We start from the raw sequence: 14,296 nt of genomic DNA, 5'->3' as shown, positions 1-14,296 counted from the left end.
CAGGGCGCGATTCATGCACCACATGGATCTGTTGCGCATCGTGGCCTGCCCGCGCGCCCTTCATCGCTGCCATCATCATCCCCCGGTCCAATGCCGGATGCGTGCGCACCCGTTCCGCCATTGAGGACCAGAACCTGACAGGCTGCCCCTGCCCGCCATGTCATATGGCAGCCCCACGACCCTGCCGGACAATTCGCATGAACTTGTACCGCACCATTGGCCTGCAGGGCATCAGGCCGCTGCCACGCCAGCAGGCGTCATGTCACATTGTACGACCGGGTTATCGGACAGACATGTTTCGTATGGACAACTGGCATCGCCTCATGAGCGCGGAATAAAAATGGAAAATCACGCATCATCGGGCACGGCGTCACCACGGACAGCATGAGGAAAATCAGTGCCGCGTTCACGGTCATGAACAGTCCTAAACCCGGCGGATGACAGATTTTCACCCCGGACGCAAGCCACGGCCACGATCGCATCACCCCGCAAGGCCGACCGCGCAGGCCGCGACATAGGACGGGACCGCCACATCCGGTTGCACAATCGAGACTTTACAGGGACATGACGACATCATTTCGGACTGGATTACATATTATTTCATAATTTATACAAATCTGTTCAGTATTGTCCCGTGTGCCCGGCGCGCAACACATGCAGTTATTCTTTCATATTTAAATGCGAATCATTTGCGTTCTCATCTTTGTCCCCCTATCAACACGCTGTTCCCTTCACCGTGTTCAGGAGGCGCGCCTGCGGGATGACGCTTCGGGAGTAATGAATGAGCCAGCCAGACCAGTCCCCCCCTCCACCCCCGCCGGCCAAGGGCCTGCGTGTCGCCGTGGCCCTTGGCATGACCATGGGCATTGGCGCGGGCGCCAGCGAAGCCAGCGCCGACGACACCACGCTCCCCGACCAGCCCAATGCATCGGACAGCACCATCCGCCTGTCCGCCGTGCGCGTGGGCGGTCATGTGGACGCGCCGGATGCGGGATACGCATCGGGCAATACAAACAGTGAGATCCTGCACATTTCACGCATGCCCGACCGGGTGCGTGATACACCGCAGACCATTACCGTCGTGCCGCAGGAACTGATCCGGCAGCAGCGCGCCTTTACGCTGGATCAGGCGCTGGCCAATGTTCCGGGGATTACCATGTCCACCGGCGAAGGTGCCGGTGGCCTGAACGGGGACCAATTCCGTATTCGCGGCCTGCAGGCGCGGCAGGATATCTATACCGACGGGCTGCGCGATTTCGGAACCTATACGCGCGATACGTTCAATACTGAAAGTGTCGAGGTCATAAAGGGGCCATCGGGCGAATATTTTGGCGCGGGTAATGTCGGCGGCGTCATCAACCAGAGCCAGAAACACGCCCATGCGGGCACCAGCTACAGTTATGACCAGTCCTTTGGCAGCGGGCCGCTGTACCGTGGCGTGGGAGACATCAACTACCAGATCAACGAGGACATGGCCATTCGCGTCAACGGCATGTTCAACCGGCAGGACGTGGTCGACCGGAACAACGTGACGTCCAACCGTTACGGCGCTGCGGTTGATTTTGGTGTCGGATTGCGCAGCAGGACATCATGGCACCTGACATGGCAGTGGCTGAACAGTAACAGCAAACCCGATTACGGTGTCAGCATGATACAGGTGAACGGCATCTATCGCCCCATTACCGAATACGGCGTGGCGCGCAATACAAGCTATACCCGCAGCTTCGACTTTGACCGCTCCAACATCCATACGCTGACATCGGCACTCAAATCCGACATCACGCGCTGGTTCACGCTGACCAACGATACGCGGCTCAGCCTGTACCAGCGTGATTACACCGCCACCACGCCCGCGGCCTGTTCGGGGGCATGTGCCGCCGCCATCCTGTCCGGTGGCAATTACGCCCTGCCCTATGGCGCGGGTGGCGGCGCGGCCTACCGGCAGGAAGGCTGGGGCGTGCAGAACGTACTGATGGGACGCGCGCGCCTCAATACGGGCTTCGTGCATCATGACATCAAGGCCGGGGTCGATATCAATTACGCCAGTGACTCCCGCTGGCCAGGCAGCTTCACCAACCGGGTGAACGACCAGACGATCCGCAACCCGCAATATACCTATTCCGGTACGTCCGTAAGCTTTCCCGCATCGGGGTACGGCAATGCGAATGCCCGTGACCTGGGACTGTTCCTTGCCGACCGTATCCAGCTGACCCGCCAGCTTTCCCTGTTTGGCACGGCGCGGTGGGATTCCTTCGCCAGCACCTATTACAGCAATGCCACCGCCAGCCAGGGCCGCGCGGAACAGAAATCCGACCGCTGGAGCCCTTCGGCCAGCATCATGTATTCACCGCTGCGCGATACGTCCTTTTACTTCACCTTCGCGCGGTCGTACAAACCCGTGGGCACCGATGTGTCCTCCCTCGTCACCATCAAGCCACAGGCGGGCGACGTGGCGCAGAACGGCGTCAACCTGTCACCACAGCGTAGCGACCTGTTCGAATTTGGCAACAAATCCGACTTCTTTCACAAGCGCCTTGGCACCACGGTGTCGTTTTTCCAGATCAGCGAAAACAATTCGCGCTATTATGACGTGAATGGCGACATGGAAACCGGCTTTGCCGATTCCGGCAGCGGCCGCCGCATCCGTGGCGTGGAACTGAGCGCGGACGGCAGGATCACGCGCGACCGGCAGGTCTTTGCATCCTATTCCTACATGGATGGCCGGGTCACACACAGCAATACGGGCGATAATGGCCGGACGGCGCCCCAGGTCCCGCATAACAACATGTCGGTCTGGACATCGTACGACCTGTCGCGCGCGCTGCTGCGTCCGCAATGGGGCAGCCTGAAGGTTGGTGGCGGGGCGCAGTATTCGTCCGGCTACTGGGCGGGGCCGGATACGACCAATACCGCGCGCATGCCCTATACCTTCAACCTGAACGGCATGGTGTCATGGGAATACAGGCATTACCGGGTGTCCTTCAACGCCAATAACATAACCAACCGGCTGAATTATGCGTCATCATTTTCCGGATCGCGCGCAGTTCCCTCGCCCGGACGGTATTTCCTTGGCAATATCGGCATTACGTTCTGATCGCGCACGGCCATGGACATCCCCCCGATTTCCGTTGTGGAAACGCAGCTCATGCTGGGACAGATCCATCTGGACCACGGTCGCCTGCAGGACGCTTTCATGATGTTCGAGGCCGCCGCACGCAGTGGCGAACCGCGCGCCGTGAACATGCTGGGCCGCGCCTATGAACGCGGCTGGGGCACTGCGTGCAACCCGGCTGCGGCGGCCATGTATTTCCATGAGGCCGCATATGCCGGTGACCCATGGGCGGCGTTCAACCTGGCCGATCTGTACATGGCGGGACGCGGGGTGACGGGCGACCCGAACCGGGCGTGCGGCCTGTATGTCATGGCCGCACGTGGCGGGGTGGCAAAGGCGCTGACCATGCTGGGCCTTCTGGCGGAAGACGGCACCTGCGCGGTGCTATCCCGCCAGTCCGCCCGCATGTTTTTCCATGCCGCCGCCATGGGGGGGGATTGCTGGGGCGCCCTCAACCTGGGTCGACTGCGTCTGGCCGCAGGCAATGGCCCGGCCGCAACACACTGGATACGCATGGCGCTGGAACACGGATTTAGCGATGTGTTCCGCGCCATCATCCACCTGCTGGATGGCGTAACGGACCCCGCGCTGCGCCTGCTGGCCACGCAGGCTGCCGTGCGGCTGGATTACGCGCGTCCCCACCACGCGACCGGGTGATAATAGTAATATGGAACCGCAGATGAACCTGATTGTAAAAAAATATTCGACCCCGTTCATTACAGGGCTGTTCGTGGTTTCGGCCATATCGGGCACGGCCCTGTTCTTCCACTGGATGCCAGGCCTGTTCCATTCCATGCACACATGGCTGAGCATGGTGCTGCTGGTACCATTCGTTGCGCATGTCTGGCGCAACTGGGCGCAGTTCATGCTGTATTTTCGCAACTCCTCCATGCTGGTCGCCTGCGGCGCGTGCCTGCTGGCCGCTGGCGGGTTCATGGTGATGACGGGACATGCGGGCGGCAATCCGGCCCAGCGGCTGTTTCCCGTCCTGACACATGCGCCGCTGACCACGCTTGCGCCCCTGCTTCATGCATCGCCGGACGAACTGGCCGACCGTCTGGCGCATGCGGGGTATCATGTCCAGTCCACCGATGAAACGCTGGAGCAGATCGCAATGGACGCCCGGCAGCGGCCCAATGATGTCCTGCTGAAGATCCTGCCCCACGGTTCAGGTCACCGGCATTGAACAGACCGCCAGCCCCCCCACGCGGAGAACGCCGATGCTGATCCATATCCCCGCCCTGCTGACCCGGCAGGAAATCACGTACTGCCGTACCGTACTGGAAAAATCCCAATGGGTTGATGGCAGGGTGACGGCAGGCGACCAGTCCGCCAGGGCAAAATTCAACCTGCAGATTCCCCATGACAGCCGGGAGGGCATGGAACTGGCGGACCTGATCCTGCAGGCACTGGGCCGCAACCCGACATTCAACAGCGCGGCATTGCCCTTGCGGGTCTTTCCGCCCCTGTTCAACCGTTATGATGAAGGCATGCGGTTTCATACCCATGTCGATAACGCCATCCGGCCCCTGCCCGGCACGGGCTTCCGCATCCGCACCGATGTGTCGTCCACCCTGTTCCTGAGTGATCTGGATGAATATGACGGGGGCGAACTGCTGATTCAGGATACTTACGGCATGCAGGAAATCCGCGTGCCCGCAGGTGACATGGTGCTCTATCCCGCAACCAGCCTGCACAGCGTGCGCGAAGTGACGCGCGGGAGCCGGTGGGCGTCATTCTTCTGGTCGCAGTCCATGATACGCAATGATGTCCAGCGCACGCTGCTGTACCAATTTGACCAGTCCATTATTGAAACCCGCAGGAACCTGCCCGACGATCACCCGGCCGTGCTGGGGCTGACGGCGACCTATCATAACCTGCTGCGCCAGTGGTCCGAACTGTGACATGACGAAGAACCCCGCGTGGCTATGGGAGGGACGCCCCCTTCCATCCCCGTCCACGCGCGCGGCATAACGGTGTACATGACCTCCATCCGCCTTCCCCTTGGCCCCGTACTGGCTGCCCTTGCCCTGATGGCGGCGCTGTCAGGCTGCGCGGACCGTGATGACCCGCGCATGGACCGCAATGCCCGCGCGGCCGCCGACCATGGCAGTGGCGGCCCACAGGGGGACTGGGGCAGCCTGGGCGGCGGCTGGAACGGGCCGGGGAATATGGGATGGTAGCACGGAACGGTTCAGACTGATGCCGTAATGCCACCATCCACCATGATAACGTGCCCGTTTACAAAACTTGACGCGTCCGACGACAGGAAGACCGCAGCCCCCACCAGTTCCTCCACATTGCCCCAGCGGCCCGCGGGCGTGCGCTGGCACAGCCACTGGGTGAAAGTCTGGTCGGCCACCAGCTTTTCATTCATTTCCGTCTTGAAATAGCCGGGCGCGAGACCGTTGATCTGCAGGCCATGGCGTGCCCAGTCGGTCGCCATGCCCTTGGTCAGGTTTTTGACCGCGCCCTTGGTGGCCGTGTAGGGCGCAATACCCGGTCGCGCCAGTTCGCTCTGCACCGAGCAGATATTGACGATCTTCCCACGCCCGCGCGGCAGCATGTGGCGGGCCACGGCCTGCCCCACAAAGAAAACTGCATTCAGGTTGGTCGATATCAATGCGTCCCAGTCGGCCCGGCTGAACTGGTCCAGCGGTGCGCGACGCTGGATGCCGGCATTATTTATCAGGATATCGATCGGACCCTGTTCATATTCTATGTTTTCAACCCCGGCGATGACGGCGTCCTGATCCGTCACGTCAAACGCGGCGGTCGTGACATCCAGCCCTTCCTGCGCCAGCACGTCGCGCGCGGTGGCCAAATGTTCGGGATTGCGCCCGTTCAGCACGATTTTTGCCCCGAACTGCCCCAGCCCACGCGCCAGCGTCAGCCCGATCCCACGTGATGCGCCGGTTACCAGCGCGCGTTTTCCCGCAAGTGAAAAAAGGGGATTATCCTGCATGACAACTTCCTTCTTCAGTATGAAGGCGGCAACCGTAGCAAGAATAACACCCGATGCGCGGACACGTCTGCGCGTGTGACCCCCTTTCTTTTTACGTCTGTCCACTTGCCCCGTTGCGCCGGGACGGACAGCGCGGGCCGAAGCGACACCCTTTACCTTGGGGCTGCCTGAAACTGTCGGCTTATGAAACATCCTGTCAATTTGCTGGACGTTTCTGGTGAAGTCTTTTCAGCAGGGTTCGGGAAACGTCACCTTTTTTGAAGACAGGGGATACCAAGAAACCTTTATTGATGAATTGTTCTCAAACACCGTGTGAAAATCCATGCCTGAAGCATCCGGAAAATATTTATGACGGTTTCATGAAGTTTTGACTTTGCCGGCACAAAGTGCTCGTTCCGGACTGTCCTGCTGGTATGATTTTCCTGTTTTTCATCAACACGCGCAGTCATCCGCGCGTCCTTTCCGTCATGCATGCAGATGGTTTCATGATGCTCAAACGTTTTCCCGATACATCCCCGTCCCCTGCGCCCGCACCGGCAACATATGGTGCGCCAGCCAGTGGTCACGTCACCCGCGTGTCTGTGCCTGCCCCACGGCATGGACGGTCATGGATACGGGGCATGGGCATCTGCCTGGCCGCCATGCTGCTGGGGGGCGGCATAAGCATCGCGGCGGAACCCCCTGCCAACGGACCGGACGGCGGATACCTGACCCCCGACACGCAGCCCGACGGAACGCAATACCTGCCGCCCCCACCCCGGCCCGGCACCGCCCGGCAGCACACGGATGACCGGGCCTTCACCACCACCCGCACGCTGAAGGGCACCCCGCGCTGGGCACTGGCCACATCGGATGCCGACCTGCATGAAGACGCGCTTCTGCATGCATTTTCCTGTGCCGCGGGCCAGAGCCTGAGCACCACCGCCACACCGCACCTTGCGGCGCTGATCCATACGATGGATGTATCGGAAGCCCCCGACATGCGCAAAAGCAAGGCCTACTGGCACCGTCCCCGCCCGTTTGTCGGCAATGGGCAGCCGATCTGCACGGAAAGTGACCGTACCCATCTGGCAACATCGGGGGCCTATCCATCGGGCCATACCATGCTGGGCTGGAGCATCGCACTGGTTCTGGCGGAACTGCTGCCCGATCGGGCGACACCAATATTGCAGCGCGGCCGCGTTTTCGGCGAAAGCCGGATCGTATGCGGCGTACATTGGGAAAGTGACGTTCAGGCGGGTTACATGGTAGGCGCCGCCGAAATCGCGGCCATGCACGGCAGTCCCGCCTTCCGCGCGGATATGGAACGGGCCCGCAGCGAACTGGCGGCACACAGGCACGATGCCGCCGGGCCGCAGGACCCGGCCTGCGCCATTGAGAGTGATGCCGCGCGGCATAGCCCCCTGTAACATTCGCCCGCGCATGGAACCGGGGCACGACCGCCGCCCAGATCGTAACGCAACCGGCAGGCCGACGACATTACCGGCACAGCGCCCACGGCACGATGGCATCCCCCACGCGCCGGACCGTGACGCCGTAAACCGTGCGCATGATGTCGTCATCAAGCACCTGCACGGGTGGCCCGTGGCGGATGACCGATCCCCCGTCCATCAGCACCAGGTCATCACAGAACCGGGTCGCCAGGACCAGATCATGCAGCACGATGACAATTCCCTTGCCCTGTCCCGCCTGCTGTCGCAACAGGTGCATCATGGACAGGGCATGGGCCGGGTCGAGGGCGGCAATCGGTTCATCGGCCAGTATGACCGGCGTATCGGTCGCAAGCGCACGCGCCAGGTTCATCCGCGCCCGTTCCCCACCGGACAGGTGACTGGCCGGGCGGGCGCACAGGTCGTGCAGGCCGGTTGCCGCCAGTGCGTGCGCAACCGCCGGGTGGCGCGCTGCCTGCGCGTTCACCTGCCCATGCGGCAGACGCCCGAGGGCCACAAGCGCGCGGACAGGCATGGGGGGCGGTTTTTCCCCGTCCTGTGGCATGAAGGCAAGCTGTCTGGCCCGCAATCCGGGCGGAATCTGGCCTATGTCGCGCCCCAGAAGGTCGATCTGCCCGCAATCCGGGGCCTGCAGCCCCGCCAGCATGCGCATGAACGTGCTTTTCCCCGCCCCGTTCGGCCCGATCAGGCCGACAACCCGGCCTTTTTCCAGCGTCAGGGACGCACCGGATACAACAGCCCGCCCCCCGCGCCTGAGCGAGACACCATTCGCCTGCAACAGGGTCATGATCCGGTTCTTTTCAGCATGATGACCCGGGCGAAGAAAACCGGCGCACCGACCAGCGCCGTCAGCACGCCAAGCTGAAGCTCCGTGCCGACACTCACCACGCGCACCACCATATCCGCCCCCAGCAGCAGCAGGCTTCCCCCCAGCGCGGATGGCACAAGCAGCCGCGACGGCTGGTATCCCGTCAATGGCCGCAGCAGGTGCGGCACCACCAGCCCGACAAAGCCGATCGCACCCGAAACCGCCACGCATGACCCCACGGACAGCGCCGCCCCCAGCACGACGCGCGTCTGCACACCCCACACGCCATGCAGCCGGAACCCAAGGCTTTCCGCCACGTCTTCCCCCAGCGTCAGTGCGTCCAGCGCACGCCCGGCCGACAGCATGAGCAGCGTGCCGCACACCACGCCGGGCAGGCAGATCCAGACATGGGTAAAGGTCCGGTCCGTCAGCGATCCCATAAGCCAGTGCATGATCTCAAATGACGCATACGGGCTGGGCACAAGGTTCAGCACCAGCGCGGTCAGGGCCGCAGCAAAACTGCTGAGTGCTGCCCCCGCCAGCAAAAGCACCAGCGTTCCCCCCCGCCCCACCAGGCCCATCAGCACGACGACCGCGCATAACGCCCCCGCCAGCCCACCCAGCGGCAGGGCCATGATGGAAACCTGCATGAGCCCGGTATAGAACACACTCACCGCCCCCAGCGCCGCACCACCCGATACGCCCAGAATACCGGGATCAGCCAGCGGATTACGCAAATACCCCTGCAACACCGCCCCCGACAGCCCCAGTGTTCCCCCCACCATGATGGCCAGAAGCGCGCGGGGCAGGCGCAGCTGCTCCACGATAATGGCGCCTGCACCATGCCGTCCCGCCAGTATATCCGCCAGCGCCTGCCAGACCATGATACGGGTTTCCCCCCCCATACCAGCGACGCGCCAGACAGGGCCACAACCCCTGCCAGCAGCACGATATTGAGCAGCAGGGCATTTCGGGCAGGTTTCACGGTGCGGTTTCCAGTCTGTCACGCGCGGCGCGCAGCATGGCGATACTGTCCAGTGTCTGTGGCAGGCCACACAACCACAGCCGCGCGGGCAGATCCAGACGATGTGGCCCGGCAAAGGCCTGTTTCAGCGCCGGATGGTCCAGCATGGATTGCGCAAGGGATGTCCCCTGCCCCGAACGGTCAAGGACCAGCAGGCCAGGTGGATGGGCGATCAGCATTTCCATGGAAAGACGGGCGGATGTCTGCTGCGCCACGACGGTAGCATAATTGCGCAGGCCGGCATGGGCCAGCACATCATCAGGCAACGACCCCGCGCGCGTGACAAACCCGTTGGCAGCGTAAATCGCGGCCGTAGGGTCGGTGGGGCCGCGCCCGACTGACAGGGCTGCCAGGCGGCTGGTAAAGGCCCCCGCCAGTTCCCGCCCCCGCGCCGTAGCGCCAATGGCGCGGGCTACCACCATGATCTGATCGGGAATATCCGCCAGCGCCTGTGCCGGCGGCAGGACAAGCACCCGCGCCCCCCTGTCCCGCGCCACCTGAAGTGCGACCGCCGTGGTATAGCTTTCCCCCAGCACGACATCGGGGTGGGCCGTCACAACGTTTTCCGCGGTCGGGCGCAGGACGGGAACCTGCCGCGCCTGTTCACACAGCACCGCATTCCAGCAGTCGCGCGCCAGTGGCGTTATGCCGGCAATCTGCCCCGGCGCGGCCAGCAGAAGCAGCAACTGATCGGTGCAGACATTCACGGACATCACGCGCGGCAGGGGTTGCGCCCGTGCGATCGGGACACAGCCAAGAATACCGGCGAGGATGCCTGCCATGACCCCCTTCATGTCAGTACGTCAGCATGAAGCCGCCATACCCCACCCGACCGGGCTGGAGATAACCGACCGGTTCCTCGAACTGTCGGTTCAGCAGGTTGTCCGCCCGCGCGTAGACGGACACATAACGGTTGATTTTATAATTGGCCGCCACATCAATGGTGAAATAGCCGTGCCCCTTGGCACAGATGCTGGAATCACTGCAATTATTGGAGCCAAGCACCGACAGGTCGCGCCAGCCGCTGGTATACAGGATATTGCCCGAGAATGTCAGGTCGCGGACGGGGGTCCATGTCGTATTGAAATTGAACTTGTGCTGGGGACGCTGCTGCAGCTCGGTATGACTGGTCTCGTCACGCGCATGGGTCCATGTGTAGCTGAGGCTGAATTCCAGACTGTCCAGTGCTTTCCAGTTCACAAAAGCTTCCACTCCGTACATCCGCGCCTTCGCAACATTGTCAAAGGTGCCGTTGAAGTTGCCCGACGAATCATACCAGTCGGCGGACTGGATCAGGTTCCGGACCCTGTTGTCATACCATGTGGCGCCAAAATTCAGGTGATCGTGCAGAAGTTTCTGCTCCACGCCCGCGTCGTAACCAATCAGCTGTTCCGCCTTCAGGGCCGGGTTGCCCCTTTCCGAATAACCGGCCCCCACCTGATTGACGAACAGCTGGTACAGCGCAGGACCGTGGAAACCCGAACCGGCACTGGCCTTGATGATGGTGCCGGTTCCGGGAACGTGGATCGCGGGTGCCACGCGCCAGGTCACATGGTTGCCGTAACGCGAATTGGCGTCGTAACGGATGTTGGCCGCGCCATACAGGATATGCTTCCAGTTGCCCTGATACTGCCCGTAGCCTGCAGTCGTATCCATGCTGGCGGATGTATCGTACCCGCTGTCCCACATGCTGGATGCCGTATGGCTGGTATCGAACGTATCGTGGAAATGCTCGGCGCCCACCAGAAGCTGCCCGTACCGCCCGAAACTGAAGGTGCCGTGCCAGTCCACCTTCAACCGGCCTGAACGGTAGTAATAGGGATCGGGATTGACCGGGCTGCCATAGCTTGTGCCGGTCTCGGTCCAGCGGTTGCGGTTGGTCATGTAACCAAGGCCCAGCACCTGATCAAAAAAACCGTGGAAGGAAACCAGATGCGCCGTCCCGCGCACGATGGCCTCGTTCTGGGTGGTCTGTTCCCGCACCCCTGAATCCCCATACGCATTTTCAGCCTGCAGGTCATACAGTGAATAGGAATGGTTATTGCCCTGTATCAGGCGCGCCGTCAGGCCAAGGTCAAGATTATGGGTCACGTCGTAGCCCAGCCTGATATTGGCGCTGCGGTTGTCATTGCGGTTGCCTTCGTGCCGCTGCTGGCGGTCCGCGCCATAATATCGTTCGATATAGGACGGGATATTATTGAACCCATCCATGCGATAATGGGAAAATTCAACATTATAATGGAACCGCCCCCTGCTGCCACGCGCACCGAAGGTCTGGTTGAAGGTTCCGTACCCGCCGCCTTCGATCCGGACGAATGGCCTGAAGCGTCCCTGCCCCTGTGCCGTGGTGATGTCGATGACACCCGCCATGGCGTCCGCGCCGTACAGGCCGCTCTGCGGGCCACGCAGGACCTCGATACGGCCGATGCCATCGGTCAGGAACTGCCCGGCATCAAAGGCATTGGTGGTATTGCTGCCGTCATTGATGTCCATGCCATCCAGCCGGACCTTGACCTCGCGGGAATTATTGCCGCGCAGGAAAATGGACGACGTGCCGCCCGCCCCGCCCGTCTGCACCACGTTCAGGCCGGGCTGGCGCGCAAGGATATCCGTCAGGCTGCGTCGCTGCTGGGTCTGGATCTGCTTTTCGGTGATGATGGTCATGCTGGTACCGATATCATCCACCCCTGTCGGCCTGCGCGCGGCGCTGACGCTGATCAGTTCGGGCAGGCCGGCATTGTCGGACGTGACAATGGCTTTCATACTGCCATTGCCAGAGACGGACTGCTTCACCGGCGGTTTTTGTGGTGTATCCTTCCCGATGGGCACATCGGCATACGCCATCGTGGCGCCTAGTGTCATGAATGCCGTCGAGGCAATCAGAAAATCACGGAAAATGGTCATAAGGTCTGGATCTCGCGGTCACATCATCGTTGCCACGAGAGCGCGCCGCCACCCGGTTTCCGATCCATAAGAAAACCTGTGGCACCACACCGTCAGGACACCCCGCCCGACAGGTCCCGGTCGCAACCATCATGACGGCAGGTCTCCTGGCTTGCGGCGTCGTCTCCCGCACAACCTTCCCGGAAAACCGCGGTTTCCAGTGGCCCGGACCTTATGTCCGGTCATGCGGGGAACATACCGCTTACAGTTGCGGGGACAGCCGAAGCATTGGACCGCAATCCGCACTTCGTTCCCTTTTCACCCCTTATATGCAGGGGAACCGTCAGCAGGGTTCTGATCGGATGGGCCAGCCCTGTCAACCCGGATCCGCGCGGCCAACGCGAACGGTGGGGCTGGTCACGTCATTTTTTCCTAAACCGTGGCCACGGTCCGTGCCGTGTGTCCTCAGCGCCGCACCTGAAGATAAAAAACAGCCGGAAAAAGCCGCTTGCCATACCGTGGAAACGGCAATCTGCCCACTGTTTCCCGTAGCGGAGACCGGCTGCGCGCGACGTGGAAATCCACCTGACGTTGGATATTTTTTGGGTTATAGAAGTGGATCATGAGCACAGACACACCCAACCTTCTTTCCCCCAGCCCGGTCTACAAACCGTTCCGTTACCCATGGGCGTTCGAGGCGTGGAAAACCCAGCAGTCCCTGCACTGGCTGCCCGAGGAAATTCCCCTTGGTGATGATGTGAAGGACTGGAACAACAACCTGTCCCAGACGGAAAAATATCTGGTCACCCAGATTTTCCGCCTGTTCACCCAACAGGATACCGAGGTCGAGAACGCCTATATCGATCTGTATATGCCCCGCTTCAAGCCGACCGAAGTGCGGATGATGCTCTCGGCGTTCACCAATATGGAATCGATCCATCAGGCGGCCTACAGCCACCTTCTGGACACCATCGGCATGCCGGAAACCGAATATGCCGCCTTCCTTGAATACGAGGAAATGGCCGCGAAGCACGAATTCCTTAAACGCTTCAACATGGACGACCATTATAATACCGCCCTGTCCATGGCAGTGTTCGCGGGCTTTACCGAAGGGCTGCAGCTTTTCGCGTCCTTCGCCATGCTGCTCAACTTCCCGCGCCATAACCTGATGAAGGGCATGGGGCAGGTCGTGACATGGTCCGTGCGTGACGAAAGCCTGCACGTTGAAAGCATCACGCGCCTGTTCAAGACCTACATGCAGGAATTTGGTCGCCAGATTGACAAGCCCGCCGTGGCGGATGCCATCCACCTGGCCTGCCGTGAAATTGTGGAGAACGAGGACCGCTTCATCGACCTCGCTTTCCGCATGGGGCCGGTGAAGGGCCTGTCAGCGGATGAGGTCAAGCAGTATATCCGCTTCATCGCCAATCGCCGCCTGATCGGGCTGGAACTCGATCCGATCTATGACGTACCCAGCAATCCCCTGCCGTGGATTGACGAGATGATGAACGCGGTGGAGCACACCAACTTTTTCGAAAACCGGGCAACGGAATACAGCCGGGGCGCGACACAGGGAACGTGGGACGAAGCGTTCGCCTGAAATACCGGATCGCACCGCCCCCATCATGCATATGGTGGGGGCGGTTTTACTGCCGGAACCCCGGGTCCTTTTCACACGTTCCAGGAAAACCAGACGGCCCGGGCGCGCATCCATTCCCCTTGCCCGTTATCTCATCCTCCACCATGACGCCAATATCCGGTGGGTGGAAAGGCGTAAGATCGGACATGCCCGCGACAACAGGATGTGCGGGAACGCCTGAGAGCCCGATCCGAAAGTTTTTGAACAATACCAGTCTGTTGTGATTCATCCGTCTTTACGAAGAGATGGAGTGAATGATGACATGGACTGGTATTGCCCGACGTGAACATAGCCGGGAAGGACTGCGATATCCATCGGATATGATGGACGGGGAATGGGCTTTGATCGTGCCATTTGTGCCCCCTGCGAAACGGGGCGGTCGCCCTCGCACGACGGATATGCGCGAGGTGGTCA

General features: G+C 61.3%; 11 protein-coding genes, 2 pseudogenes and 1 riboswitch. Of the genes and pseudogenes, 8 read left to right on the top strand and 5 right to left on the bottom strand.

Features of this window, described 5'->3' with window-relative positions; all coding sequences use genetic code 11:
• Positions 1–781 precede the first annotated feature (781 nt).
• From CFR80_RS11800 to CFR80_RS11780, 5 genes are all read left to right on the top strand, one after another.
• Positions 782–3,094, top strand: a complete 2,313-nt coding sequence (locus CFR80_RS11800; RefSeq protein WP_110507407.1) for a TonB-dependent receptor — start codon at positions 782–784, stop codon at positions 3,092–3,094.
• A 12-nt stretch (positions 3,095–3,106) separates the two neighbouring features.
• Positions 3,107–3,769 (top strand): tetratricopeptide repeat protein, encoded by a 663-nt coding sequence (locus tag CFR80_RS11795; protein WP_010513249.1) that lies wholly within the window; start codon positions 3,107–3,109, stop codon positions 3,767–3,769.
• Positions 3,770–3,791: 22 nt separating this feature from the next.
• Positions 3,792–4,298 (top strand): hypothetical protein, encoded by a 507-nt coding sequence (locus CFR80_RS11790; protein WP_029329258.1) that lies wholly within the window; start codon positions 3,792–3,794, stop codon positions 4,296–4,298.
• Positions 4,299–4,332: 34 nt separating this feature from the next.
• On the top strand, positions 4,333–5,016 hold the full coding sequence (locus CFR80_RS11785) for a Fe2+-dependent dioxygenase (RefSeq protein WP_010513251.1): 684 nt from the start codon (positions 4,333–4,335) through the stop codon (positions 5,014–5,016).
• Between the two features lie 78 nt (positions 5,017–5,094).
• A complete protein-coding gene (locus CFR80_RS11780; protein ID WP_029329259.1) occupies positions 5,095–5,295 on the top strand; it encodes a hypothetical protein in 201 nt (66 codons plus the stop codon).
• An 11-nt stretch (positions 5,296–5,306) separates the two neighbouring features.
• On the opposite strand, the gene CFR80_RS11775 is transcribed toward CFR80_RS11780, so the two are convergent.
• Positions 5,307–6,077: an SDR family oxidoreductase gene (locus tag CFR80_RS11775; RefSeq protein WP_010513253.1), complete on the bottom strand. Its 771-nt coding sequence runs from the start codon at positions 6,075–6,077 to the stop codon at positions 5,307–5,309.
• Between the two features lie 620 nt (positions 6,078–6,697).
• Between CFR80_RS11775 and CFR80_RS11770 the strand changes: the two genes are divergently transcribed.
• A complete protein-coding gene (locus CFR80_RS11770; protein WP_042658762.1) occupies positions 6,698–7,486 on the top strand; it encodes an acid phosphatase in 789 nt (262 codons plus the stop codon).
• Positions 7,487–7,556: 70 nt separating this feature from the next.
• Here the strand turns inward: CFR80_RS11770 and CFR80_RS11765 are convergent, their stop codons facing one another.
• From CFR80_RS11765 to CFR80_RS11750, 4 genes and pseudogenes are all read right to left on the bottom strand, one after another.
• On the bottom strand, positions 7,557–8,315 hold the full coding sequence (locus CFR80_RS11765; RefSeq protein WP_010513255.1) for an ABC transporter ATP-binding protein: 759 nt from the start codon (positions 8,313–8,315) through the stop codon (positions 7,557–7,559).
• Positions 8,312–9,321 (bottom strand): annotated as a pseudogene (locus CFR80_RS11760) (FecCD family ABC transporter permease). The gene CFR80_RS11765 and the pseudogene CFR80_RS11760 overlap by 4 nt, the downstream one beginning before the upstream one ends.
• A complete protein-coding gene (locus CFR80_RS11755; RefSeq protein ID WP_010513258.1) occupies positions 9,318–10,142 on the bottom strand; it encodes an ABC transporter substrate-binding protein in 825 nt (274 codons plus the stop codon). The pseudogene CFR80_RS11760 and the gene CFR80_RS11755 overlap by 4 nt, the downstream one beginning before the upstream one ends.
• 13 nt (positions 10,143–10,155) lie before the next feature.
• A complete protein-coding gene (locus CFR80_RS11750) occupies positions 10,156–12,264 on the bottom strand; it encodes a TonB-dependent receptor plug domain-containing protein (RefSeq protein ID WP_110507406.1) in 2,109 nt (702 codons plus the stop codon).
• Positions 12,265–12,383: 119 nt separating this feature from the next.
• A riboswitch (cobalamin riboswitch) is annotated at positions 12,384–12,603 on the bottom strand.
• A 262-nt stretch (positions 12,604–12,865) separates the two neighbouring features.
• On the opposite strand from CFR80_RS11750, the gene CFR80_RS11745 reads away from it, so the two are divergent.
• Positions 12,866–13,843 carry a ribonucleotide-diphosphate reductase subunit beta gene (locus CFR80_RS11745; RefSeq protein ID WP_010513260.1) on the top strand — a complete coding sequence of 326 codons (978 nt, stop codon included), beginning with the start codon at positions 12,866–12,868 and terminating at the stop codon, positions 13,841–13,843.
• 293 nt (positions 13,844–14,136) lie between these two features.
• Positions 14,137–14,296, top strand: a pseudogene (locus CFR80_RS11735) (IS5/IS1182 family transposase); the annotation flags it as partial.

Source organism: Komagataeibacter oboediens, from assembly GCF_003207815.1.
Classification (GTDB): Bacteria; Pseudomonadota; Alphaproteobacteria; order Acetobacterales; family Acetobacteraceae; genus Komagataeibacter; species Komagataeibacter oboediens.
Note: the sequence above shows the minus strand (reverse complement) of the source record. Positions and strands in the feature narration are given on the sequence as shown.